The organism is Streptomyces sp. DSM 40750 (assembly GCF_024612035.1).
Classification (GTDB): Bacteria; Actinomycetota; Actinomycetes; order Streptomycetales; family Streptomycetaceae; genus Streptomyces.
The window spans coordinates 9,142,110-9,168,780 of the sequence record NZ_CP102513.1 but is presented as its reverse complement, the minus strand read 5'-3'; the positions used below and the strand labels follow the sequence as shown (position 1 = coordinate 9,168,780).

The window sequence follows — 26,671 nt, the reverse complement described above, 5'->3', positions numbered from 1 at the left end:
GCGTCGGCCGAACGGGGTGCCGAACCGCTACAGGGACGACGGCATCGGTGTGCCGGTCCTCGTCACGCCCCCACCTGAGTGAACTGATATGCCTCGCGCAGCTTGGCCAGTGCGCCGGCGCTGATCTCGGCCGGCTTGCCCCGGCCGATGTTCTCGGCCACCGCGTCGTTGAAGGCCCCGACCGCGCCCTTGACCTGATCCAGGGTCATCCCCCGGCGCATCAGATAGAACACGCTCCACAGCTCGAAGCCCGTCTGCGGCAGCCAGTGCGGCTCGCGGACCGTCGCGAAGAGATCGTCCACGATCCCGATCGCGGTCTTCGCGTCCATCGTGTTGTGCGACCAGGTGAACATGGACCCCTGAATGCCCAGTTCATCACGCTTCTCCCAGACCGGCGTGATCGGGTCGGCGTACCAGAGTTGCGCGCGGAAGAAGTCCGGCCGTGCTTCCTCCAGCAGGCTTCGTGTCTCGGCGACGGTCTCCTCGGTCTCGCCGGGGAAGCCCACGATCAGATTCGCGTGGGTGACGATTCCGTTCTTCTTCAGGGCGGGAATGGCCGCGAGGTAGTCGGCCCGCCGCGCGGTCTTGTTCATCGCCTCCAGCATCTTGTCCGAGCCGGACTCGATGCCGAGGAAGACCCCCTCGCACCCGGCCTCCGCCATGAGGTCGATGACTTCCTGGTCTCCGTGATCGCTGCGGTAGAAGCAGTTCCAGCGGAATCCGTACTGCTTGTCGATCATCATGCGCAGGAGCTTCTTGAAGCGGCCCTTGGGGACGTTGAACGTGTCGTCGAGGAAGGTCAGGTTCGTCACCGAACCGGACTCCTTGATCCGATCCAGGTCGGCCTCTACCTGCTTGGGCGAGAGATACACGTACTTGCCGGCGCGCGCGGGGAAGCCGCAGAACGCGCACGAGTACGGACACGACTTCGCGGTGCGCAACGAGACGAAGTTGCCGAGCGAGGAGGAGAACGCGCCGTAGTCGACCGGGTTCTCGTCGAGGGGGTTCGACTCGAGTTCGGTGGCGTTGAAGACGAATTCGTCGCCGTCGCGGTAGATCACGTTCGGCACGCGCCGCGGCTGCCGGCCCTCACGCAGCTCCGACAGCACCCGGGCCAGGGTCAGCTCGCCCTCGTTGCTGTCCACGTAGATGTCCGCACCGATCATGGAGAAGAGCGCGTTGAGGTCCTTCTTCTCCAGTTGCTTTCGGTAGTTCTGGACGAACGGGCCGCCGACCACGATGGTCGTCTCCGGCGAGTGCTCGCGGACGGTCTTCACCACTTCCATCACCGGACCGGCCGTGACGTAGAGCGTCGTCGTCACCGCCACCGTGAGGGGCTTGTCCTCCAGTTTCCGCCGAAGCACCTCCTTCTCCTGCTGGAACAGGTTGACGTAGTCGAACGAAAATCCGTGCCGGTTCAGGAAGGAGCCGAGATAGGCGATGGTCGGCCACAGCATCTCGAAGTTGTGGTATCGCCTCCTGTCACCGTTGGCGTCGGGGACGTTCAGGCGGTTGAAAATGTCCAGCGCCCGCATCGGTGTTCCGTCCCATTGGACGTAGCTCAGGGCGAGGTCGCGAAAGGCTCCCGACTCGACGCCCATGCGCTCCACCATTTGGACATCGCTCGGGAAGTGCCCGTCGTTGTGCCCGACTATCAGGCAGTCCACCATGATCGTCTCCTTTATTCCGCTGGCTTCTCGTCCCGAGTTGGTGCCTTTGCGCGACTCCACGCGATACCGCTGTCGAGAACATCGAGGACGGCCCGGTACCGCTCCCGTAGCTGCTCCGGTGACTCGGCGTCGATCCACACATCGCAGATGCGTCCCAGCGACCCGCTCCGCCAGTCGACGGGCCGGCCGCTCCTGGCGAAGAAGTCCACCCCGAACACACCGGGAAGCGCGCGGAGACGAGCTGCCGAGGGGGTCGCCTCCACCGCCGTGGCTTCCATGGGCGCCTGCACGTAGACGAGCATCGCCACCCGGCTCGGCTTGCCGAAGTCGCGCGGCAGCGGAACCCCCAGTGCGATGTCCACGGCGAGGCGTACCGGGTCCAGACCCAGGGCACGCGGGATCAGGCGCGACATGGTGCCGCCCAGCCGCCCGTTCACCTCGATGATCTGCGGCCCGTCGGGGGACATCTTGATCTCGGTGTGCACCAGACCGGTCGTGATCCCCGTGGCGGTGATGGCACGCTCGGCCAGGTCGGTGATCGACGCCGCCGTCTTCTCCTCCGGGGGCATCGGGAAGACCAGGCCGCCTTCCCTGAACGGCGCCACCAGCGGCAATCGCGCACTCACCCCGAGGTGCCTGATCACTCCCCCGGCCACGGCGGACTCGACGGAGACGTAGTCGGCGAGCCAGTCGGCGCCGTAGATGTCGGCGCCGCGGATGTACTCCTCGAAGACATAGGTCCGGCCGGGCGGAATCTCGCGGAGCCGGGCCGGCAGGTCGCTCTCCGATGCGACGAACACCGTGTTCCGGCTCGCCACGCCTTCCTCCGGCTTGATGATCGCGGGGTAGCGGGCCCCGGCCGGCAAGGACACCGATTCCGCGTCATCGAGACGGAAGGCGAAGGTACGGACACGGCCCACGCCGGCGGTGTTCAGACGCTCCCGCTGCCTCAGCTTGCTCGTGAGCAGCTCGCAGGTCGCCTGGCTGTTGTACGGAAGGCCGAAGGCTTCGGCGACGGCCGCCGCGATCCGCATCGTCGGTTCGGCGAACGTCACCACTCCACGGGGCTTCAGCGGCGCGAGCTCCTCCACCACGCGCGAGGCGTTCCCGCCATGCGACACCACGGGAGCCAGTTCTTCCAGCATCGGCACGAGGGGAGTCGCCTGCGCGTCTTGTTCATGGACGAGGAACACGAAGTCCGTCCGCCCGTCGCAGGCCTCCGCGATCTGGAGGGGGCTCGCGGGACCGACGGTATAGGGAACTACGAGCATCGCTCACCTTCCGTGCCGGTCTTCGTGTCCGTCGGCTCCCCGTGCCACGACGACCAGAGCCGCGCGTAGTAGCCGGCGTTCGCGATCAGCTCCGTGTGCGAGCCGAGCTCCACGACGCGGCCGTCTTCGATGACCGCAATGCGGTCGGCGTCGTACGCGGTGTGCAGGCGGTGCGCGATGGTGATCACGGTCCGGCCCTCCAATAGGGCGTTCAGCGACCGCTCCAGGTCACGGGCCGAGGTCGGGTCCAGCAGCGAGGTCGCCTCGTCCAGGACGAGGACCTTCGGGTCGGCGACGATCAGCCGGGCGATGGCCAGTTGCTGGGACTGAGCCGGGCTCAGGCTGGTGCCGCCGGACCCGATGGTGGTGTCCAGTCCGTCCGGCAGTGCCTGCACCCACTCCTCCGCCTCCACCGCCTCCACCGCCGACCAGATCACCTCGTCGGCGGCGGAGTCACCCTCCCTGACCGCCAGGGCCAGGTTCTCGCGGAGTGTGCCGCCCAGAACGTACTGTTCGTGGCTGACCAGAGCCACCTCCCTGCGCAACTGCTCCAGCGGAAGCTCGATGAGGGGGGCACCGCCCAGCCGGACGGAGCCCGAACTGGGGCCGTGGATCCCGGCCATCAGGCGGCCCAAGGTGGATTTGCCGGCACCGGACGGTCCCACAATCGCCAGCCGTTCGCCCTTGCCGACCGTGATGTTTATGCCGTGCAGAACCTCCGGGCCGTCGCCGTCGCCGTAGCCGAAGGTGACCTTCTCGAGGATGAGGCCCTGCCCGCTGTCCACCGTGTGCTCGCGGACCTGTCGGTCCGGCGGGACCTCCGTCACTCCCAGCAGCCGCTGCAGCGAGGTCGTGGCGGTCTGCATCTCGGTGAGCCAGTCCCGCGCCTGTGAGATGGGCTCCGACATCTGCTGCGTGTACAGCACGACGGCGGTGACGGCGCTGAGGCTGGCCCAGCCCTCGCTGTAGAAGTAGCCGCCCAGCAGCAGGGCCGCGATCATCGGCAGCCGGTATCCGATCTCCGCGGTCGGCAGGAAGACCGTCCGCAGCCGCAGCGTGCCGATGTCGGCGGCGTAGGTGGCCGCGACCGAGGCGTCGCCGGCCTCGACGCGCCGCTTCGCCAGTCCCAGGGCCTCGATCGTCGCCGCGCCGTCCGTCGAGGCGGCCAGTTCCTCGGTCATGCCGGCCGCCGCCGTCTTGTACGCGCGGTAGGCCTCCGTCGACCGGCTCAGGTACCACCGGGTGACCAGTGCGACCGGCGGCACCGCGACCAGGATCACCACCGTCAGCGCGGGAGAGACCGCGAGCATGCCGACGATGCTCAGCAGGAACGTGAAGCCGGCGGTCAGGATCGCCGGCAGCGCGTACTGAGCGGTCCGTTGCATCTCGTCGACGCCGCGCGAGGCCCGGGAGATCAGATCGCCGGACCCGGCGTTCTCCGCCGTGGACAGCGGCAACGCGAGCACTCGTTCGATGAACTTCTCTCGCATCTCGGCCAGGACGGCCTGGCTGAGCCTGCCGCCCAGCACCGTCGCGCCGCGAATGAGCCATGCCTGCACCAGGACGAAGAACAGCAGCACGATGACGACCCTGGTCACGTGCCCGGCGGTCGTCCCGCCGGCCACGTCCTGCACCAACTCGCCGAGCAGCCGAGGGCCGACCAGCCCGGCCGCGGCCGCGGCCGCGTTCAGTCCCAGCGCGCCTGCCAGCAGCTTCGGGTGGCGGCGCATCGTCTGCCACCCGTACCTGCGGGCGGCTGCGGGATCGGAGACGGGAAGAATCTTGGGGGGCACGGGGATCACGCCTCTCCGCGGTTCACGACGGCCGCATAAGCAGGGGAGTCGGCGAGAAGCTCGCGGTGACTGCCGACGGCCGTGACCGCACCGTCCTCCACCATGCAGACCGAGTCGGCCTGGGCCAGCATCAGGGCACTGGAGGTGAAGATCACCGTGGAGCGGCCCGCGCGATGCTGTATGAGCCGCTCTCCGATGCGTGCCTCGGTCAGCGCGTCCACGGCGCTCGTCGGGTCGATCAGGATCAGGTTCTCGGGTTCGGCGGCCAGGGCCCTGGCCAGCCTGAGCCGCTGCTGCTGGCCGGTGGAGAGGTTCTTCGCCCCGTGCTGGAGCACCGTGTCCAGGCCGCCGTCCAGGCCCCTGATGATGTCCTCGGCGCCGGCCGCGTAGAGGGACCGCTCCAGCTCTGCCCGGTCGATCTCGCGTCCCGGAGCAGTGAGTTCGCCGCTGAGCGGGCCGCCGAACAGCGCGTCCTCGTTCCGTACGAGCACGACGCGCTGCCGGAGCCAGGGCAGCGGAAGCTCCGCCAGCGGCACTCCGCCGAGTGTCGGGCTTCCGGAGTCGGCGAAACGCGCCAGTCGCAATGCGAGCCGGCCGGGTTCGGCAGGGTCCGAGCAGACCACGCCGAGCACACCCGTGCGCGGAACGGACAGCTTGGACTCGCCGTCGGCGAGCTCGGCCGTGGCCGCCATGGCCGCGGGTGGCACGACGGACGACAGGTCGCCGTCGCCGTCGGACCGCTGTGTCGCCACGCCGAACTCGGGCTCGAGGCGCAGGAAGTTCGCCACTCGCCCGGACGCGACATACGCGTTCGTCGTCGCGCTCGCCGCCGCCGCGATGATCGACATCGGCAGGGTGAGGAAGGTGGCGTAGCCGTAGAAAGCGATCATGTCGCCCACGGAGATCTCCTGCTTGATAGCCAGGGTGGCCGCGAGCCACGTCACTCCGACGGCGAAAACACCGGGTGCGAGGACTTGCATGGCGTCGAACAGCGACTGGACTCGGGCCACCTGGACCCCCGCCTCGCGCAGACTCTGCGACTTTCTCTTGTAGCGCTGCTCGAAGGCCTTCTCTCCGCCGATGCCGCGCAGCACCCTCAAGCCTGCCGCGATGTCGACGGCGATGGAGGTGAGCTGCGACTGCAGAGAGCGGAAGCTGGATTGCCGCTGTTGCAGGATCTTCGTCAGGAAGGCGGTGACGGCCATCAGGACCGGCGTGCCGATGAGGACGGTCAGGCCGAGCGGGATGGACGCGCTGAACATGAGCACGCCCACCACGATGATGGCGCCGGCCGCGCCCATGGTGACCGGAAGGTGCTGGAAGACTCCACCGATCGAACCGATGTCAGCGCTGCCGATGGTCACGACCTCGCCATTGCGGACCACCTTCGGCAGGGTCGCCCCGAGTTTCGTCACGTGCCGGGTGACCACCTGGACCGTGCGGAACTCGGAGGCGTAGAGGTTGGCCATCGCACTGCGGTGCCGCCCGATGCCCGCGGCCACGGTCAGTACGGTGAGAAGCAACGCCAGAAGGCTCCAGCGAACCAGTTCGTCGCTGTCCTTGCTCGCGATGCCCTCACCGATGGCCCGGCCGAGCACCGCGGGCATCAGGGCGAGCGAGACCAGCCAGAGCACGCCCCAGACGGTGCCCAGTGCCACCGGCTGCCATTGCCGTCTGGCGAGCCACAGCAGATAGCGGGCCGCCGAGCGGTTGTCCGGTACGCCGGGGTCGGGGACAGGGAATTTTTTCACGTCACAGTTCTTTCCGCAGGGTGCCTCGTGCCCGGACGGGCTCGTCCGGTCGCATCAGGCCCCAGATGAGCCAATTGCCGAATTCGTCGAGAAGGTGCCGCACCGTCGTCTCGGACAGCACCGCGGTGTCGTATTCCCAGTAGGTGTGCAGCCGCTCGCCCACGAGCTTGACGTCGACGATCAGGTCGAGTTTCGCCTCTTGACGGGGCATCAGAACGCGCTGGGCCGGGATGCCCGCGAAGTCGATGGTGGTGCCGCCCTCGTTGTGGAGTGTCAGCATGACCTCGTAGAGAGTCCTGCTGTTGTCGGCCCGCTCGGCCGCACGGGCGTTCATCACCTCTTCGACGCAGAAGTCCGTTCGCCCGAGAGCGTCCGCGAACCTCGCGTGGCTGGCCTGAACGATCTCGCTGAACGAGTCGTCGCCGTCTCCGACGTCCGTCCGGAGGGGGAGCGTCTCCATGAACAGCCCGATGGTGTCCTGGTAGGTCGCATCGTCCCTGTTGGTGACCGGCACACCGATGATCGTTTCCTTCTGGGAACTCACCGTGGACAGGGCGAGCGCCAACGCACTGTGTACGGCGTTGAACCTGGTGACTCCCAGCCGCCGGCACTCACCGTCCAGGCGGTCGAGGGTCTCCCCCTCGATGACCAGTTGAAGTACTCCGGCGGGCTCGCCGGCGGTGGTCCGACGGTCTGTCCTCGGCAGGTTGTGTGTCGTCGGAGCGCCCTTCAGCGTTTCGATCCACCATTGCGTGTTGACCGTGTCACTGTCACCGGCCGGCCCGGCGGCGTACTGCTGGAAGGGCACCGGGCGGCCTGATGAAGGCGTCTTGCCTGCCGCGACCTCCGCGTACAGGCGCGTCAGGTCCTCGAGGAGGATCTTCTCCGACCAGTCGTCGAAGATGATGTGGTGCACGATGATCTGCAGATCGGCGGAGCCGTCCTGCCGGTCGTGGATGAACGCCTTGCACAGTGGATCGTTGAAGAGGTTCACCGCGCTGCCGCGCCGCGCCAGGATCCGTTCCATCGACTCCTCGCCGTCGCCGCACGCGACGACCACGACGCAGTCCTGGCCGGGCGTGGCCTCGCCGGGCGTGAGGACCGGAAGTCCGGATCGTTGCGACACCCGGGACGTGAGGATGGGATGCCGGTCCAGGAGCGCGATCAGCGCAGTCCTGAGGTGATCGACATCGACGCCCTCGTCGATGTGGAAGCACAGTGAGATCGCGTGGTCCGTCCCGGATCCCAGTTTCTCCATGAAGTAGAACCGGCGCTGCGCGGCCGTCAGTTGGACCTCGCCGTGGTCGCTCGGCGCGGCCGCCGGAGGAGCGTCGTGTGTGGCGGTGGTTACCGGGTCGGAGGTGAGGAGCGCGCACTGTTCGCTGAGCGTCGCGTGGCGGTAGAGCACGTCGAGCGTCACGTCGGTGTCGAACTCCTCGTTCATCCGCATCAGGAGCAACGTCACCAGCAGCGAGTTCCCGCCCAGCGAGAAGAACGAGGAGTCCGTCGGCAGTTCGCCGGAGACGCCCAGGACCTTCCGCCAGATCGCGGTCAGTCTGCTCAGGGTCTCGTCGGGCTGTTCCGCGCCGTCGTCCTGCGGGGCAGGTGCCTGTCGGGGAGCGGTGAGTCGGGGCAGGTCGACCTTTCCGTGAGCCGTCAGCGGCAGTTCCGCGAGCAGCGTGATGGTGTCCGGCACCATGTATCGGGGCAGGAGCTGCCGGACGGCGTTGCGCAGCTCGGTCTCGTTCTCCCACGTCCGTGGCGCCGACGCCGCCGGCACGACATAGGCGGAGAGCCGTTGGCCGTCCTCGGAGATCGCGCAGGCGCAGTCGACGATTCCGTCGATGCCGCCGATCACCGCCTCGATCTCGGCCAGGCTGACCCGGAACCCCCGGATCTTGATGTTGCCGTCGCTGCGGCCGTGGTAGCGGAACGCCTCTCCGATGAGTGACGCCTGGTCCCCGGTGTGGTAGCCGACGGCGCCGGCCATCGAGAGCACGGGCCGGAAGGCGGCCGCCGTCTGGTCGCCGTCCAGGTAGCCACGGGCCAGCGCCGCGCCCATGATGACGATCTCGCCGCGCTGGTAGGGGACGCAGACCATGTCCCGGTGCATCACGGCTATCGTCGTGTTGCAGATCGGGGTCCCGATCGGTACGGAGCCGGTGCGGGTGTCCAGATCGGTGATCTCGTGGACGACGCATCCGACGGTGGCTTCGGTCGGACCGTACTCGTTGAAGAACCGGCTCTTCGCGAAGGCCCGGTACCAGGGCGCCACGACGGCGGCCTTGAGGTCTTCGCCGCCGATGACGAAGACGTGCCGGGCGTCCGACGGCTGCTGCGTGACCCCCAGGTTCGACAGGGCCACCAGGTGTGAGGGAGTCAGCTTCAGCAGGAGCCGGTCGCCTTGGTGGCCCGTGAGCAGTCGCCGCAACCCGCTGATCTCCTCGTCCTCTTCGACCACCTGCACGGTCAGGCCCGCGGTGAGTGCGAACAGGGTGGTGGTGACGGTCGCGTCGAACGACTGCGGGCTGGACAGGACCGCGACCTGCGGATCGCGGTCGAGGTAGGTGGCGGCGCAGTGGGCCAGATAGTTCACGACAGATCCGTGGGTCACCGCGACGCCCTTGGGCTTTCCGGTGGAACCGGAGGTGAAGATGACGTAGCACAGATCCGAGTGCTGAAGCTCTGCCCGTGCTGTGGCAGCAGGGGTGCCGGTCGGCGGGATGTCGCGTCGCCGTATCACGGTGACGGCTTGTGGATGCGCCTGCGCGTCGTCGTCCTCGAGGACGACGAAGGCGATGCGGTGCTCACGCAGGAGAGCCGACTGGTTCTTCCGCAGATACTCCGAGTCCATCGGGACGTATGCGGCCCCCGCCTTGTTCACCGCGAGCATCGTCACCAGGAACTCGGCGGACCGCTTCAGGCACACCGCCACCAGGTCGCCCTTGCGTACGCCCTTGTCGCGCAGCAGGGCGGCCATCGCATCGGACCGCGCGTCCAGGGTGTGGTAGTCGACGGCGTCCCCGAAGGTGCCGCGGACCGCGTGCCGTTGCGGAGCGGCGGCGGCGGAGCGGGCGAAGGCATCGAGATAGCTGTGGTCCGTCAGGGGTACTGCCGGGCCGTTCATCAAGGCCAAGGAAGGCTCGCCGCCGGCACGTCCGCCGAGATCGAGCCGGCCGAGCGGCACGGCCGGGTTGTCGACCGCGGTCTCGACGAAGGATCCGAAGAGCTCCGCCATCGCCTCCATGCGCTGCGCCGAGAACAGGCTCTTCTTGTACTCCCAGTAGATCGTGAGACGGTCGTCGATCACCTTGGAGTTGAACAGGAGATCGAACTTGGACTCGACCGGCGCCGCTTTGATCGGACGTGCCTGGCAGTCGTGGAAGGGGAACACACTGCGCCCTTCCGGGTGGAGCGCCAGCACGATCTGGAGAATCGGGTTCATGCCCGAGACCCGCTCCGGGTTGACATGCTCGACGAGTCGGTCGAAGGGCACGTGCCGGTGCGCGAACGCCTCCCGGTAGTACTCCCACTCCGCCACGATCAGTGAGTCCAGCGTCTGCGCCCAGTCGATCCTGTGCCGGAAGGGAACCGTGTTGACGTACATTCCCGTCGCCACGTTGTCGGCCTCCGTCTCCCGGCAGTCGTAGGGGGCGCCGACGACGAGGTCGTCCTCCCCGGACAGGAAGGAGAAGAAGAGTCCGACGACGGCGTTGAGCACGACGAACATCGTCGTGCGGTGCCGCCGTGCGAGGCCGGCGAGTGAGTCCGTGGCCTCGACGGACAGGGCCGAGCGCAGGGATTCGCCGTCGTGAGCGGACTGGGTCGCGCGGTCGCCGTCCAGCGGCAGGTTGTGCCTCATCGGCGCGCCGTCCAGCTGCCTCGCCCAGAAGTCCAGGCTCTCGGGGCCCGACCAATCGGTCCGGGAGAGGTACCTGAAGAAGGCGGCGCCGTCGTCGCGCCAGCGCGGCTCGCGGCCTTGCAGGGACGCCGCGTAGCACTCCTGGAGGTCCTCGATGAGGATTTCCTCGGCGGCGCCGTCGGTGATGATGTGATGGATGCACAGCATCAGGTAGTGGGTGTCGGGCGACGCGGCGACGAGGGCAGCCTCGACGAGCGGGCCGGTCGCGAGGTCGAAGGGCCGGTTGATCCGCTCGATGAGAAGCCGCTCGGCGCGCTCGGGGCTCAGGCCGGGAATCTCCATGTACGACAGCGTGAGGTCGGAGGCGTCGCGCAGCCGGATGAAGACGGTGTCGCCTTCCTCCTCGAAATAGCTCCTGAGCACTTGGTGGTGGGCTACCACCTGCTGGAACGCCGTCCGCAGCGCGCTGACGGACAGGGGACCGGTCAGTTCGAGCAGCAAGGTCGTGTTGTAGAGGGTCGAGGGTCCCGATGACTTCGCGATCGTCCAGAAGCGTTGTTGCAGCGGCGAGATCGCCATCTTCTCCTGGCTGGGGAGGCCGCCCGGCGCGACGCTCGGGTCGGCCTGGTCGCGGCCGGCCGCCACGAGCTCGGCGAAGTCCCGCAGCCTCGGCCGGTCGAAGACGGACTTCGCGCGCAGCTCCAGGCCGAAGGCCCGGTTGACGGCGTGTACGTACCGGGCGGCCAGCAGGGAGTGCCCGCCGACGGCGAAGAAGTCGCTCTCCCGGTTGATCCGCTCGCTGTTCGCCAGCAGGTCCCGGAGGATCTGCGCCAACGCGGATTCGGTCTCTCCCACGAGTTCCCCGAGGCCGCCGGCGGCCTCCTGGCGGGTTGCCAGCAGGCGCAGCGCGTGGCGATCGAGCTTTCCAGTCTTGCCCAGGGGAAACGCCGGCACCAGGACGAGCTGGTCCGGGCGCATGTGCGGGGGAAGCAAGGTCGCGACTTCCTCGGCGACCCGGCTCATCAGGGCCCCGGCCGGCTGACCCGCTGTCGGCGTGGTGCTCAGTGGCCCGGTCCGGCCGCCGTTCGACGGGGCCGCGAGGCCCGCGCTGTCGGCGTACCACGCGCGATCGGACCGGAAGACGACGACGTCGAGGCGGCTGACGTAGCCGTTGTCGTCTCGGGCGTAGTGGGCGCTGGTGCGCAGCCCATGGGCGTCCGCCGCCCTGTGCAGCTGTGTCAGTACCTCGAGCGGGGGTTGCGGCTCGGCCGGATGGGCGGCCCGTGGGCCGGCTGTCACGCTCGACTTGGCGGTCCGCAGTGTGTCGCAGTGGTCGGCGGTTCGGGGATTGCGGACCCCTCGGACGATGGCGGTGCCGATCTCGCCGGTGGCGAGTGAGCGCCAGAGGTCGTCGGTCTCGGCGAGGTCTGCGTCCCGGACTTCGACCGGGCCCGCCGAGCCCACGTGATGCAGCCCGTTCGGATCCTTGCTCAGAATGACGTCATAGCGGAAGTCGAACAGCTCGTTCGCGACAGCGCCGGCGCGCGGCAGGACGCTGACGCCGGCCAGGTTCGCGCGCTGTGCGGCGAATTCGGTCCAGTAGGCGTCGGAGATGAGAAGCTCGGTCACCTGCTCGGACTGCGCGTTCGCCAGCTGAAGCCGTTCCAGGTCCGGCCGTGCCTCGCCGTCCGGTGCCTGGGCGTCCACCAGGGACAGGCTGAATTCGTCCAGCAGGTCGTGATTGCGGACGTCTCCGACAAAGACGTTGCGGACGCACTCGATGGCCAGGACCTTGTCCAGTACCTCTTCCAGGTAGTCCAGGCCGGGGAAGTACTGGACCACCGAGTTGATGATCACGGTGTCGACGGCTGCCTCGCGGACACGCTCGGCATACCGGTCGATGTCGATCGCGTCGCAGGTGAAGAACGACAGCGGGCCCGTGCTGATCTTCCTGGCGTTCCGTTCGTTCATGGCGATGATCTGCGACGAGAAGTCACAGGCCAGGTAGGCGTCCACGCGGCGGCTGAGCGGATAGGCGATGATGCCGAGGCCGCAGCCGATCTCCAGTACGCTCTTCGGCTGGACGGCGGAGATCCGTTCGAGTGTGCTCGAGAGCCAGGAGCGCATCTCCGCTTCCGGGATCGGTTCACCGGTGTAGGAGCTGATCCAGCCCGACGCGTTGAACTCGATGTCCCCGGTGACCCGTTCGGCGTACGCGAAGTCGTAGACCTCCCGCCACTGTTCGACCACCGCTTCGGCGTCGATCCGTGTCTGCGCGCCCTCGTGTCCGGCACCGTCGGCCGAGTCGTCCTTCCCGATGAACGCAACCACCCGCGCGCTGCCGTGCGCGTCCTCGTCGATCAGGACCTCGGCCCGCCCCACGCCGGCTGTCGACTCCAGCGCGGCCCTGATCTCCCCGAGCTCGACGCGGTACCCGCGGATCTTCACCTGATCGTCCTGCCGGCCGAGGAACACCAGCTGGCCGTCGTTGCGCCGGCGGACCCGGTCTCCCGTCCGGTAGCCGCGTCCGGCGTCCGTGTCGAAGAACGCCGCGGGCCTGTCCCGGGGTTCGCCGAGATATCCCGCGGCGACCTGTGCGCCCCGGATCACCAGTTCGCCGGCTGCCCCGAAGGGCACCGGGGCGCCGTCCGCCGCCTCGATCGTGAACTCGACGCCGGGCAACGGCCGCCCGATGGCGAGCGCTGCCGAAGCCGCCGGGTCGTTCACGTCCGCGACGAAGACGCCGATCGTGGTCTCGGACGGCCCGTAGTGGTTGTGGACGGCGACCGACGCCGGAATGTCGCGCAGCGCGCGGATGACCGCCGGCGGTGCCGCCTCTCCCCCGAGCACGAGGGTCTTCCTCGGCAGCAGATCGGTGATCGGATGCGTTTCGAGCAGGGCGGCCAGATGGCTGGGCGTGATCTTCAGGACGTCCGTGTCGTTCCGCCGCAGGAACGTGCTCATGGCGGCGCCGTCGAGGATGTCGTCGCGGGTGGCGACGTCCAGCCGCCCACCGGTGGCGAGAGCTCCGAACAGGACCGTGTTGCCGAAGTCGGTCGCCACGCTCGACTGCCAGCAGTACCGCGCCCCTGGCCGCAGGCGCAGCCTTCCGGTCACGCCTCCGAGGTAGGCGGCCAAGTTCCGGTAGGTGACCCGCACGCCCTTGGGCCGCCCGGTCGAACCCGACGTGAACATGTAGTAGAGGTCGTCGTCCGCGGACACCGGGCCCCGCGGGCCGCGGCTGTCCGACGTCAGGGTCCGGACGTCGACGATGTCCAGGTCCCCGGTCTCGTCGAGCGGGCCGTGCTCACCGGCCGTCAGCAGGCACCGGGGGTCGGCGGCCCCGAGGACCATCGCGCGCCGGGCCGCGCTGTCGTACGGGTCGAGGGCGACGTACGAGCCGCCGACGGACATGACGGCGACGATGGTCTGCACCAGCTCGACGGACCGCTCCATGTCGAGGGCGAACACGCCCCTCGGGCCGAACCTTTCGGTCAGCGCACCACCGATCTCTCCGGCTCGGCACATCAGTTCGCCGTAGGTCATCTGCCGGGTACCGTCGCTGACCGCCACCCGGTCGGGATCGGTGTCGGCGATCGCCGCGATCCGCTCGAGGACGTCGATGTCCTCGAGCGGGTCGAGGGCGTCGGTGTCGGCCGTGTCCTGCGGCGTCCATCGGGCCAGTGCGGTCCTCAGGTCCGCGACGGGTACTTCGACGCTTTCGGAGGCGATCTCCACGATCTGCGTGAACCATCCGGCCCACCGCTCGATGGTCGCCTTGTCGAAGAGGTTTTCGTCGTAGACCCACCGCAGCTCCCGTCCACCGCTGCCGTCGTCCTGGACGAAGACCTCGAGGTCATAGCGGCTGCGGTCCTGGACGTCCGGCAGCACGTCGATCCGCGTGCCGTCCAGGGCCGGACCGCCGGCGCCGAAGTTCTGTAGGGCCAGGACGATCTGGAAGATGGGCGACGTGTCGTTGCGTCCGTCGGTCACGGCCGCCACGACGCGCTCGAACGGCACTTGCTGGAAGGCGTAGCCGAACTCGATCTCGGCCCCTTTGGCGGCCAGCACGTCGGCGAACGTGTCGTCCTCGTGGACCGCCCCGCGCACCGAGATCATGTTGACGAAGAAGCCGACGGTCTCCTGGATGTCGGGCAGCTCCCGGTTGGCGATAGGGCTGCCGATGACCGTCTCCTGCCGGCCGCTGACGATCGCCACCAGAATCGCGAGGACGGAGTGCAGCCCGGCGAACTCGTTCGCCCCGGCCGCGACGCACCGCTTGGTGAACGCGTCGTAAACGTCGCCGCCGATCCGCTGCGCGTGGATGCCGGCGACCTGGCCTCGCGTATCCGGGGCCCCGCCGTCGACCGGCATGCCATGGACCAGTGGCGCGCCGTCCAGGCGATCCCTCCAGCGGTCCACGAGGGTGCCGAGGATGTCGCCGGTGATCGTGCGACGCTGCCAACGCGCGTACTCCGCGTACGCGGATCCGGAGCTCTCGTGCCCGGCGTCGGGCGCATCGTAGAAGCGGCTCAGCTGCTGCCAGATGAGCGGCATGGACCAGCCGTCACAGGCGATGTGATGGAAATTCAGGATCACGTAGCACACGTCACCGGGCGCGATGATCAGCCGGCACCGCACCGGGATCTCAGCGCTCAGATCGAACTGGCGGCCCGACTCGGCAAGCTGTGCCGCCAGGGCCTTCTCCAGGGCCTCCTCGGGCGTTTCCGCGTCCTCTCGGACGATGTGCAGGTCTGTGTCGAGTACGACCTGGCTGATCGCATCACCCGTCATCCGGTACACCGTGCGCAGGACTTCGTTCTCCCTGACCACGCGACGCAACGCGCCGCAGAGCCGGTCGAGGTCCACTTCGCCCCGGATGCAGAAGGTCTCGATCGAGTTGTACTCCTCGGAGCGCTCCGCGATCTCGTTGAGCACCCAGAGACGCTCCTGCTGGTAGCTCAGCGGTACCGGGCCGCCGGCGTCGTCGGCGCCCCGCGTCCGCTCTGCCTGGGACAGCAGGTGAGCGATGATCTCCGCCTTGTGCTGCTGGACGAACTCGGCTTCGTGCGACGCGAGTTCACTGGTACCGGCAGACTTGAGCGCGCCTTGCTCCAGGTAGAAGCGCACGCGACGGCGACCCAGGTCCTGCAAGAAGGACAGCAGGTCTCCGTCTGCCGCTACTTCCCCCTGAGAAACCACTGCGATCTCCTATCTTTCTGGTCATGCGGCGACTCGACCGCGGTAGCAGCGGCCGCCGCATCCGTGGCGACGGGCATCGAGGCTCGCGCAAGGGAAGCGTTGCGAAGACTTGTGCGTCTGTGGAGGGAGCCGATGACTGTCGAAGGCCGCTGCGAGCGCATCGGTCGACGGGGTCCGTGACGGCCTGGAACGCCGGTGGCGAGAACGCAATCGACCGGCTCCATGGGACTGGGCAGCGGTCAGATCGCGGTGGGGGTGTCCCGGGTCGGGGGCAGCGTGCTCGCCGCCCCGGCTTCGTGCAGCAGGGGCCGGCTGCGGTAGAGGAACCCGACGATGGCGGGGACCGGGCTCACGACACGGGGCTGCCCCTCGAGCCGGTTCCGGTGGCGTGAGGAGACCGCGGGCATCTGGGACCAGTGCGAACCGGGGTTGAGGTGGTGTTCCTGATGGTATCCGTCGTTGAAGGTGAGGAGGTTGTAGACGCGGTTGTAGTGGCTCACCGAGTCCGCCGCTCGATCCTCCGGGTTCGCGCCGTAGTGCCGGTAGTAGTTCTGCACGTTGACCAGCGTCAGCGCGGCGAAGTACGCCGGCAGATAGCACATGACCGTCCACTGCCAGGACAGCGTCGCGAACAGGACCAGCGACAGGCAGTGGGCGGCGCGGTCGGCCTGTATCTGCCGCAGCTCTCGCGTTCTTCTCCGCTCCCGGCGTGAGGCCAGGGACAGGAGTTGCACCTCGCCTCGGCCGACGCTCCACAGGCGCCTCGTGGAAGCCACGTCGTTGGCACGGCCGACGACCGAGTCCACCGCACCGCCGAGGGCGTAGGCCATCAGCGGCTGGTGCTGCCCGTTCTTCCCCTTGCGGTACGTGGACGACGTGTCCCGGGTGGTGCCGTCGGGGCCCTGGCGGTCGTTGTTGAAGCGGTGATGGTTGCGGACGTGGGTCAGCTGGTACGCCTGTACGGACTGACCGATGTTGACGGAATTGACAAGAGACATCACAACGTTGAGACGATTGCTGACGAACCACGGCACATGGGTGAACAGGTGCGAGATGACGATGATGTTGTAGGTCATCATCGCGGTGAGCAAGGCCCCTCCGGCGACCCTGGCCGGCAGCGAGTTCGTGTTCCAGGTGATCGCCAGTGTCAGAGTCACGCCGAACTGTCCCAGACTCAACGCCACGAGAATCGAGTCTTTGGGAGTGTTCTTCCAGATCTTCACTGATTCCCCCTCGTTGCGATATGCCTTACTCCAGCGCGCCGCCGTCGGATCACAACGGGGGGCGGGAGTTCGGATCGCTCCTAAACAGTTTCAATCTTCGGCACCCATGCGCATGCGTGACGCGTCGCCGAGGCGGGTCCCGACTCTAGACCGTAGTGATCGATACCTCAAGGAGATCTCTGTCAACTTGCCTGGCAGAGAGGCCCAGTTGGTTCGAAAGATGAGTGAACGGGGCAATAGCGGATCGGCTATTGACACCGACAACCTGACCTTGGTGAAGTACTGGACGTCGTGAGCCGGGCCGTGATCACGAGGACGGGTCGCAATGCGCGTCGAGAGCCCGGCACGGATGTGCCGAACGGCCGTTGTCCGTCTGGATGATCCGACCTGCCGAGGAAGGCAATCATGTTGGAGCCCGAGGACCTGTGCTTCGCCGTGCGCAATCATGAGGACCAGTACTCGCTCTGGCCTGCGAGCCGCGAGGTCCCGGCAGGCTGGGAAACCGTCGGCGGCCCGGCCCCGCGTTCCGTCTGTCTGGATCTGATCGCCCAGAAGTGGATCGACCTGCGGCCGGCGAGCCTGCGTGCGTTCATGGACACGGGCGCCTGAAAGAGCAGCGATTCGCCAATTCTCACCTACGCCTCAGCACACGGAGCATCGCCATGCGTGAATCAGAGGTCTCGGCCGAGCCGGAGTGCCCCGTCAGCTCTTACAACGAATGGGATCCGCTGGAGGAAGTAATCGTCGGCATCGTCGACGGGGCTCACTTCCCGCCGTGGCATGTCGCGGTCGGCGCCCCGCTGTCGCCTGAACAGCGCGCCGTGTTCCGGGAACGGGCCGGGCAGCCGTTCCCCGCCAACGAGGTCGCCGCGGCGCGCGACGAACTCGACCAGCTGGTCGACATCCTGGAAGGCCAAGGGGTCAAGGTCCGCCGGCCCGACGTGCGGGATCACAGCCAGCCCTACGGGGCGCCCGGCTGGTCGAGCACCGGCCTGTACGACGCGATGCCCCGGGATCTGCTGCTGGTCGTCGGACAGGACGTCATCGAGGCCCCGATGGCCTGGCGATCACGCTCGTACGCGGCATCGGCCTACCGGACTCTCCTCAAGGAGTACTTCCGGCAGGGCGCCCGCTGGAGCTCCCCACCCAAGCCCGAACTGCCCGACGAACTGTACGTCGCCGACTGGACCGACCAGCCGGAGGGGGAACCGTTCCGCTCGGTGATCACCGAGTTCGAGCCGACCTTCGACGCGGCCGACTTCATCCGGTGCGGCCGCGACATCTTCGCCCAGCGCAGCCACGTCACCAACGCGATGGGCATCGAGTGGGTCCGCCGGCACCTCGGCGACGACTACCGGGTCCACGAGCTGCAATTGGCCGACGACCACCCCATGCACATCGACGCGAGCCTGATGCCGCTGGCCGAGGGCAAGCTGCTGATCCACCCGGAGCGGGTGCCGGAGGTACCCGAGATCTTCAAGGACTGGGAAGTCCGGTCGGCGCCGATGCCGGTGATACCGCACGGGCATCCGCTGTACATGACCAGCAAGTGGATCAATATGAACGTGCTGATGATCGACGAGGAGACGATGATCGTCGAAGCACAGGACGAGCCGATGCGCCGCCTGGCCGAGAGCTGGGGGATGACCGCGATCCCGTGCCCGTTCCGCAACTTCAACAGCTTCGGCGGTTCCTTCCACTGCGCGACCACCGACATCCGGCGGCGCGGCAGCCTGCACTCCTACTTCTGATGTCTCAGCCCCGTACGTCGGATTCAGAGGTAGGAGCCTGATGCCCGGTCCTTGTATTCATCACACGTTCGAGGCCCAGGCCGCACGGACACCGGACGCCGTGGCGGCGGCCTGGGACGGCGGAACCTTCACGTACCGTGAACTGGACCAGCACGCCAATCAGTTCGCCCATCTGCTGGTCGCCGAAGGCATCGGGCCGGAGCACCTGGTCGGCGTCGTCATGGAGCCGTCGCCGCGGCTGCTGATCACGATGCTGGGTATCTGGAAGGCCGGCGGAGTGTACGTACCGGTCGATCCGTCGCTGCCTCGTGACGTCGCCGAGGCGATGCTCACCGAAGCCGGGACGGTCCTGGTCGTCCGGGACGCGCAGATCACCGTGGCTCCCCCGGGACTGCCCGTGATGGACGCGGACCGGCTCGACCTGTCCGGTCAGCCGGCGGCCGCTCCACAGCCCGCCCTCCACCCGGCCAATCTGGCCTACTGCGTGTTCACCTCGGGCTCCACCGGCAAGCCCAAGCGCGTCGCCGTCCAGCATGACAGCTTCGTCAACCACGCGAAGTCGCTCCGGGCCGAGTTGCGCCTGGAGGCGACGGACCGGGTCCTGCAGTCCACGGCGATCGCCTTCGACGCCGCGCTGGAGGAGATCTGGCCGGCCTGGGCCGCCGGGGGTGCAGTCGTCATGCCCGACAAGCGGCAGTTCACCAGCGTGGAGTTCACGGATCTGATCGAACGGCTCGCCGTGACGATGGTGAGCCTGCCCAGCGCCTACTGGCACCAGTGGGTCGACGACCTGACCGCCGGACTGGTACCCCTGCCCGCCTGCCTGCGCATCGTGTTCATCGGCGGCGACAAGATCCATGTGGACAAGCTCGCCGCCTGGTACCGGATCCCCGGAGCGGAGAAGATCGACTGGGTCTCCGACTACGGGCCGACGGAGACCTCGATCAGCGTGGCGCTCCACCGTCCGGACGGCGTCGACGTGTCCGACCCCGATCCCGACGCCTACGCGCTGGTTCCCATCGGGCGTGCGTTCGCAGGCGCCGCCCTCTACGTCCTCGACGACGGTCTCCGGCCGGTGCCGGACGACGAACCAGGCGATCTGTGGGTCGGCGGCCCGCCGGTGTCCCGCGGCTACCACGCCAACCCGATCGCCACCGCCGAACGCTACCTTCCCGACCCCCAGGGCCCGCCCGGTTCGCGCATGTACCGCACCGGCGACCGCGCCAGCCGCCGGCCGGACGGGACGCTGGTCTTCCTGGGCCGCTCGGACCGCCAGGTCAAGATCCGCGGGTACCGGGTCGAACCCGGCCAGGTGGAGAGCGCCGTACTGCGCTGCGCCGGGGTCAAGGACGCGGTCGTCATCGCGGTCGACGATCCGCCCTTCGGATCCCGGCTCGTCGCGTACGTCGAGGCCGAGCCCGGGGTGTCCCAGGCGGCGATCCGCGCCGACGCCGCCGACCGGTTGCACGAGGCCATGGTGCCCCAGACCTTCGTGCTCCTGGAGCGCATCCCGCGCTCGCCGCTCAACGGCAAGGTGGCCCGCTCCCGGCTGCCGGCGACCGCGCCGACGCGAGCCGGTCGCACCGGCCGCGCCGACGACGCGGGCGCGGCCGGGATGTCGACGCTCGAACGTGTCCTGGCCACCCTCGTCGGCGACGTGCTGGACGGCCCGCCCGCCGGCCGCGACGAGGACTTCTTCGCGGCCGGAGGCGACTCCCTTCGGGGGCTGCGACTGCTCAGCCGGGTCACCGAGGTGACGGGTGTGGCGCTGACGTTCGCCCAGCTGCGTGCGGCTGCGAACGTGGCGGGCATCGCAGCCGCGGTGAAGCGGGAACACGGTCGCACCGTCGCGGACGCCGCGGTCGTGCCCTCGTGCGGCCATGGCGACCGGCCCCCCGCCTCGCGCGGGCAGCGGGCCCTGTGGTTCGTGGACCAGGTACACCGCGGCTCGCCCACCTACGCGATTCCGGTCTGCTACCGGATCCGTGGTCCCCTCGACCTCGATCGCCTCGACGCCGCGCTGACCGCCATCGTCGCCCGGCACGAGGCGCTGCGCACGGTGCTGGAGTACCAGGACGGCGAGCTTCGGCAGCGGATTCAGCCCGCCGGCCCGGTCCACACCGCGCTGACCGTCGCCGCCGACGTCGACGAGGCGTTCCGCCTCGTCGAGATGGAGGCCGGGCGCCCGTTCGACCTCGCCACCGGCCCGCTCCTGCGGTCGGCGTGCTTCCGCGTCAGTGCCGAGGAGCACCTGTGGCTGGTCAACGTGCACCACGCGGTCTTCGACGCCTGGTCGCTCGCCGTGTTCTGGCGGGAGTTCGGTGCGCTCTACTCCGGTCGGCCCCTGCCGGAGTCGACCCTCCAGTACGCCGACTACTCCGCCTGGCAGGAGCGCTGGCTGCTCGGTCCGGAAGCGGACAGGCAGCGGGCGTACTGGCGGTCCGAGCTCGCCGGGGATCTGCCGGCCGCGGCACCGGGCTCGGCGTCAGCCGCCGGGAAGCTAGTCGGCACCGGGGGATTCGCCGTGGAGCTGCCACGCACTGCCGTGGATCCCGCCGCGCTGCAGCGCGTCGCCGGCATGTGCGGCACGACGGAATTCGCCGTTCTGCTCGCGGCCTTCTTCGCGACGCTGCGCCGGACCGGCGGGGTCGAGGAGACGGTGGTCGGCGTGCCGATGGCCTGCCGGAACCGGCCCGGGACGGAGGAGCTGATCGGTTATCTGGTCAACACGCTTCCGCTGCGGATGCGCTTCACCGAGGGCATGAGCTTCCGTGAGCTGATCGCCCGCACGAACGAGGCGCTGGCGGGGGCGCTGACCCACCAGGAGCTGCCGTTCTCCGAGCTGGTGGAAGGCATGAGGCGGTCCGGCGGCGCCGGGGAGAACCCGCTGTTCCAGGCGATCTTCGCCATGCAGTCCACCCCGCTGGACGGTTTCGGCGACATCGAAGGCCTCGACATCACCGAGCGGTTCGTCCACTCGCGGACCGCGAAGGTCGCGCTGACCTGGACCGTGCGGCAGGACGCCGCCGGGGTGGCGGGCGAGATCGAGTACGCCTCCGACCGGTTCGACCAAGCCTCCGCGCGACGTTGGCAGGACACCCTGCTGGCCCTGCTCGCTGCCGGACTGGCCGATCCGGGCGCGCCGGTCGACGGGCTGCCGGTGCCGGAGAGCGGACCGGCGGTCGACTCCGGATCCCAGGGCCGTGCGTCGACGGGTTGACCGTTCTGTGTCACCGAGACGCCCGCCGCGCTCGAAGCGCGGCGGGCGTCTCGTTCAGTCCTGCGGCATCGACGTCCGCACCAGCTCGGTCACGGCTGCCACGAGGTCGGACAGGACGGGGTGGCGGAGGATCACCTCGGCGTCGACGTCGGTGTCGTAGGCCTGCCGCAGTCCGAGCGCGATCTGCCGGGCGATGGGCGGTCGGCCGCCGATCGCGTAGAAGTTGGCGTCGGGCGCCGCGGGCGTGCCGAGGTGCTGTTCCCAGAGTTTCGCGAGGGTGTCGAAGACCGTCTCTTCCCACGTACCGCTCTCGTCCGGCGCGAGCAGGGCCCGGTGATCGGTCTTGCCGCTGCTGGTCGTCGGGATCTCGGGCACCTGATGGATCCGGGTGGGCACCATGTAGGCGGGGAGACGGCCGGCCAGTTGCCGGCGCAGGGCCGGGGCGTCGCAGCCGGGATCGCTGACGAAAGCCGCGAGGTGCGGGCCCAGCACGCGGTGTGTGTCCATCCGGACCGCGACGCGGCCGTGGCCGACCAGGTCGGTGAGCGCGGTTTCGACCTCGTCCAGCTCGACCCGGTTGCCGCGGATCTTCACCTGACGGTCCAGCCGTCCGGCATGCACCAGCAGGCCGTCGGCCCGGCGCCGGACCACGTCGCCGGTGGCGTATCGCGATCCGCCGTCCGGGAAGCGCTCCGCGGTCAGGTCCGGGCGGCCGAAGTAGCCCAGGGCGACGCCGGGTCCGCCGACGACGAGTTCGCCGACGTCCCGTGAGGCGTCGGACAGCGGCCGGATCTCCAGCACCGCGTCGTTGACCGCGGTCCCGATCGGCAGGTCCGGTTCCGGGTCGCCGGGATCCAGCGGAAGACAGGCGTGCGCGGTCGCGTAGATGGTGGTCTCGGTCGGCCCGTACAGGTTCCACACCTGCTGGACGTGCGTGACCTGCGCGACGAGTGATCGCCTCAGGCGTTCCCCGGCGAGCAGCAGGATGGTGGACGGCGGCAGCCGGAGTCCGGCGTCGAGCAGATGTCCCAGAACCGTGGGCGTGGTCTGCGTGAACACCTGTCGCCCGGACGCTTCGAGGAGTGGCCCCAACTGGTTCGCCAGGATCTGCAGTTCGGTGGCGACGACCAGCTCGCCGCCGACGGACCAGGGGGCGAATATGTCGAACACGGAGATGTCGAAGGCGAAGGAGGACAGCGCCACGAAGACGGAGTCCGGACCCATTCCGATCAGCGACGCCACCGACGCCACCAGTCCGGACGCGGAGGCGGATCGCACCTCGACGCCCTTGGGCACCCCGGTCGAGCCGGAGGTGAACATGACGTAGGCCGCGCCCGGGTGAGGCCGGGGGCGCGGGGCGACGGGCGCCGCGTCGCTTGGCGTGCTTGGGGCCTGGAGCAGTACCGGTGTGGTCAGGTCGAGACGCTGGACCGCCTCCGGCGTGTCCCGCGCGGTGTCGACCGCCAGCACCATCCGGACCCGTGCGTCCCGCAGGACGGCGGCACGGCGCGCGGCAGGCCAGTCGGGATCGATCGGTACGTAGGTGGCCCCGCTCCACAGGATGGCGAGGATCGCCACCGGGCCACCGGCCCGGCGCGCGGCCATAACGCCCACCCGGTCACCGGGTGCCACCCCCGCCGCGGCGATCCGGCCGGCCAGGTCTGAGGCGGCCCGGGCGACTTCTGCGTAGGTCCACGCGCCGTCGCTGTCCCGGACCGCGGCCCGGTCGGGTGCGTTGTGAGCCGATGTCAGGAAGAGGCTCGCAAGCCGGTCGGGCTCGTCGGGGGTCATCACGACTCCGGGTCCTGTCAGCGGTCGGCGTCCGTCGCGGGCAGGGAATTCCAGTGTGCGGTGAAGTCGACGACGGTGGGATGTTCCAGCACCGTGACGATGTCCGTCTCGATTCCCAGTTTCTGGTTGAGCCGGCCCACGAGGTCTATCAGCAGCAGCGAATGTCCGCCGAGATCGTAGAAGTTGGCATCGACGTCCACCTCGGGTAGTGCGAGGACTTCCGCCCAGATCTCGGAGACTTGCTGCTCCCGCACAGGCATGGCTGGTGCCCTCCCCGCGTAACCCAACGACCCATATGCCATTAGCATGATCGTGCCGAGCCTACGATCACCCTCCGCGTGGCGCAAGACGCAATACTCCCTCCATCGGGCGAGGAGGCGGAATCCCTGGCCCGACCGTCCGCCCCACTTGATCTCCATGCACACATCACACTCGGATGTGTAGACTTCCGGCTTCCAGCGCCCTGCGCGGTCGAGGCCGCCCAGGTCGGTCGCGGAGGGCGGAATTCGACGGGGAGGACAGACGTGGCAACTCACGAACCTGCGGCTTCCCTTGCGGTCAGGGTCAGGCAAGTCATCGTTTCGACGCTCGGTCTCCCGCTCGAGACGGCCGACCTCGACAACGGGCTCTCGCTTCGCTCGGACCCCATCAACCTGGATCCGCCTGCGATTCGGCGCATCGTCGGCGAACTTGAGCAGGAGTTCTCCGTCGAAATCGACGACGGAGCGTTGACGTCCACCGAGCCGGCCGACGTCGGCAGCTTGATAGACCTCGTCAGCGATGCCTTGTCGACAGGTACCCGTTCACGCCACGAAACCGAGCCGGGGGCAGAACAGTTGACGGACACGGAGCAACTGCTCGCCACGATGTGGCAGAAGATCCTCGACGTCGACGAGGTGCACAGCGAGTCGAACTTCTTCGAATTCGGCGGCAACAGCATGGACGCGTTCAGGGTCGCGAACATGATCAAAGAGACCTTCGATGTCTACATCCCGATGAAATCCATCATGACGCTGAGAACTCTGGGAAGCCTGGCGGCGGCGATCGACACGGAACTGGCATCGGCGAACCATCCGGCGCCGGACCGCACTGTGGTCACCGAGTGGTGAGACGCGGCGCACTCGTCGCGACGCCGTTCCCGGGAACGGCGTCGACAACAGGCCCTGTGGCGGTGGCGGCCGGTGTGCTGGCGCCCGGCGGACGCGGTGGCGCCGCGGGCAAGCCGGTCCACCGCCTCGGACCATGACGGCACCCGAACGCGGCTCCTGTCCGTGATCAAAGGATGCGAGAGCCTTGATCACCAGAGGTCGCGTCCGTCGTGCCCGAGCGCGGACCGGCAGGCCGTCGACGCACGTCCGCCCGTCGCCCCTCCCGCCGGGGCACGCGCCCTCCCGCGAACCCCGGCTTCACGCGAAGACTCCGCTACGAAGTCGATTTGACAGGCATTCCGGACCTGGCAGCCACTTCCGGGAGCGACGCCCTGTCGACCTTCCCGTTCGGCAAGAGCGGAAGCCGGTCCACAAGAACACATCGCGCGGGAATCATGGCCCCATGCAATCGATCCTGCAGAAACTCGTACAGGCGCGCCACGAGCCCTTCGCCCGCTTCCGGCAGGGCGACAACATAGGCGACGAGAATCGAAGTGCCCGCCGACACGGACCTCACGGCGACTGCCGCCGCGCTGACGCCTGGACATTCAGCAAGAACCGCTTCGACTTCGGCAGTCTCCACGCGCACTCCGTGGAGCTTGAACTGTCCGTCGCCCCGACCCAGATATTCCAGATCCCCGCTCGGCAGCATCCGGGCCAGGTCCCCCGTCCGGTACATCCTGGCCCCCGGAACTCCGCTGATGTGATCAGCGACGAAGCGTTCGGAAGTCTGGGCCGGCGCATTGAAATACCCTCGTGCGAGTTGCGGCCCGGCGATGTACACCTCACCGACGTCGCCGGCGCCGGCCGGCATCAAGCGATCGTCGAGGACGTAGATCGTGACGTTTCCGGCCGGTTTCCCGATCGGCACAGTGGCAGATACCACTTCAGTGTCCACGGAGAACTCCATGGCCCCGACACCGCCTTCAGTCGGCCCATACACGTTCACGAGACGCGCCCCGGTCTCGGACTTGATGGACTCCGCCAAGGACCGATTGAGAGCTTCACCGCATGACACGACGGTACGCATGGAAGGGACCTCCCGGAGAACCCCGGACTCCAGATACGCCTGGAGAAGGGTCGGCACCGCGAGCATCAGGGTGATCCCACGCGCATTGGCGTAGTCACGGAACACCGACGTGATGGTGGCGACATCGGTGGGAACGACAACCAGCGTCGCCCCCGAGAGCAAGGCCACCGCCATCTCCCACAACGCCGCGTCAAATCCACTCGGAGCACGCTGCGCAATGCGGTCCGCCGGGCCGACCCCAAGGAACTCCGCTTCCCAGAGAAAGTGGTTCACGAGCGCACGATGAGGAAGGGCGACGCCCTTAGGCTTTCCCGTCGATCCCGATGTGTACAAAATGCACGCAAGCCGATTCGCGTCATCGGGCGCGAACCCGACCCAGGATCGTGGGTTCGCCGACGGCGCCTCACGGCGTTCAACCGCCGGCACACCGTCACCCCCGATCGAATCCAACCGGATCAGCTCTCCGTCGAACGGAAGAAGCGATTCGGTGTCCTTGCGGCATATCAGACCGACAGCACCTGAGTCACGCAGCGCCCCGGTCAGCCTGACCAACGGATACTCCGGATCCAGCGGCACAAAAGCGCATCCGGCGATCATGACACCGAGAACGGCAACCGCGTAGTCGCACGAGCGGGGCACCAGGACACCGACCGGCGATTCGGTTTCCATCCCCCTGGCGCGGAGCACCTCCGCCACACGGCGGGCGCGGTCCACCAGTTGTCCGTAAGTGATACTCCCGTCAGGGTCAGCGACCGCGATGGCCTCCGGGGATGTCTCCGCATGCCGGCAGATGAGCTGATCGAGGGTTGCGCTCATACTCCGAGAACGCTTCGGGCCATGGAGCAGTGGGGATCTGGTCGCCCCGTCAGCGTGGTCATCACCATCGACAGCCGCTTCACCGGTCCGGATGGCCATCCGAAATCACACCTTTCGCAGACTCGTCCTGTTTACCAATTCCG

At 68.3% G+C, this 26,671-nt stretch carries 13 protein-coding genes; 4 read left to right on the top strand and 9 right to left on the bottom strand.

The features are described from left to right. Positions 1 to 62: 62 nt before the first annotated feature. The 6 genes from JIX55_RS40160 to JIX55_RS40135 form a co-directional block, all read right to left on the bottom strand. The gene (locus JIX55_RS40160; RefSeq protein WP_257568125.1) at positions 63 to 1,670 is read right to left on the bottom strand and encodes a PhpK family radical SAM P-methyltransferase; all 1,608 of its coding nucleotides are present in this window, start codon (positions 1,668 to 1,670) and stop codon (positions 63 to 65) included. A gap of 11 nt (positions 1,671 to 1,681) precedes the next feature. Further along, positions 1,682 to 2,941 carry an ATP-grasp domain-containing protein gene (locus JIX55_RS40155; protein ID WP_257568124.1) on the bottom strand — a complete coding sequence of 420 codons (1,260 nt, stop codon included), beginning with the start codon at positions 2,939 to 2,941 and terminating at the stop codon, positions 1,682 to 1,684. After that, entirely contained in the window at positions 2,932 to 4,734 is a 1,803-nt protein-coding gene (locus tag JIX55_RS40150; protein ID WP_257568123.1) for an ABC transporter ATP-binding protein, read from the bottom strand. Before JIX55_RS40150 ends, JIX55_RS40155 begins: the two co-directional genes overlap by 10 nt. A gap of 5 nt (positions 4,735 to 4,739) precedes the next feature. After that, complete coding sequence (locus JIX55_RS40145; protein WP_257568122.1) at positions 4,740 to 6,485, bottom strand: ABC transporter transmembrane domain-containing protein; 1,746 nt, start codon at positions 6,483 to 6,485, stop codon at positions 4,740 to 4,742. A gap of 1 nt (position 6,486) precedes the next feature. Further along, the gene (locus JIX55_RS40140) at positions 6,487 to 15,549 is read right to left on the bottom strand and encodes a condensation domain-containing protein (protein WP_257568121.1); all 9,063 of its coding nucleotides are present in this window, start codon (positions 15,547 to 15,549) and stop codon (positions 6,487 to 6,489) included. Positions 15,550 to 15,788: 239 nt separating this feature from the next. Then, positions 15,789 to 16,706 carry a fatty acid desaturase family protein gene (locus tag JIX55_RS40135; RefSeq protein WP_257568120.1) on the bottom strand — a complete coding sequence of 306 codons (918 nt, stop codon included), beginning with the start codon at positions 16,704 to 16,706 and terminating at the stop codon, positions 15,789 to 15,791. Between the two features lie 471 nt (positions 16,707 to 17,177). On the opposite strand from JIX55_RS40135, the gene JIX55_RS40130 reads away from it, so the two are divergent. Genes JIX55_RS40130 through JIX55_RS40120 form a run of 3 tightly spaced genes read left to right on the top strand, consistent with a single transcriptional unit; the run spans position 17,178 to position 21,743 of the window. Beyond that, positions 17,178 to 17,381, top strand: a complete 204-nt coding sequence (locus JIX55_RS40130; RefSeq protein WP_257568119.1) for an MbtH family protein — start codon at positions 17,178 to 17,180, stop codon at positions 17,379 to 17,381. 53 nt (positions 17,382 to 17,434) lie between these two features. Beyond that, positions 17,435 to 18,523 (top strand): amidinotransferase, encoded by a 1,089-nt coding sequence (locus JIX55_RS40125; protein ID WP_257568118.1) that lies wholly within the window; start codon positions 17,435 to 17,437, stop codon positions 18,521 to 18,523. Positions 18,524 to 18,563: 40 nt separating this feature from the next. Next, positions 18,564 to 21,743: an amino acid adenylation domain-containing protein gene (locus JIX55_RS40120; RefSeq protein WP_257568117.1), complete on the top strand. Its 3,180-nt coding sequence runs from the start codon at positions 18,564 to 18,566 to the stop codon at positions 21,741 to 21,743. Between the two features lie 54 nt (positions 21,744 to 21,797). Here the strand turns inward: JIX55_RS40120 and JIX55_RS40115 are convergent, their stop codons facing one another. After that, positions 21,798 to 23,534, bottom strand: a complete 1,737-nt coding sequence (locus tag JIX55_RS40115) for an amino acid adenylation domain-containing protein (protein WP_257568116.1) — start codon at positions 23,532 to 23,534, stop codon at positions 21,798 to 21,800. 17 nt (positions 23,535 to 23,551) lie between these two features. Continuing rightward, a complete protein-coding gene (locus JIX55_RS40110) occupies positions 23,552 to 23,794 on the bottom strand; it encodes a phosphopantetheine-binding protein (protein ID WP_257568114.1) in 243 nt (80 codons plus the stop codon). Between the two features lie 264 nt (positions 23,795 to 24,058). Between JIX55_RS40110 and JIX55_RS40105 the strand changes: the two genes are divergently transcribed. After that, entirely contained in the window at positions 24,059 to 24,643 is a 585-nt protein-coding gene (locus JIX55_RS40105) for an acyl carrier protein (RefSeq protein ID WP_257568112.1), read from the top strand. A 313-nt stretch (positions 24,644 to 24,956) separates the two neighbouring features. On the opposite strand, the gene JIX55_RS40100 is transcribed toward JIX55_RS40105, so the two are convergent. Further along, positions 24,957 to 26,528 carry an amino acid adenylation domain-containing protein gene (locus JIX55_RS40100; protein ID WP_257568111.1) on the bottom strand — a complete coding sequence of 524 codons (1,572 nt, stop codon included), beginning with the start codon at positions 26,526 to 26,528 and terminating at the stop codon, positions 24,957 to 24,959. Between the last annotated feature and the right edge of the window lie 143 nt (positions 26,529 to 26,671).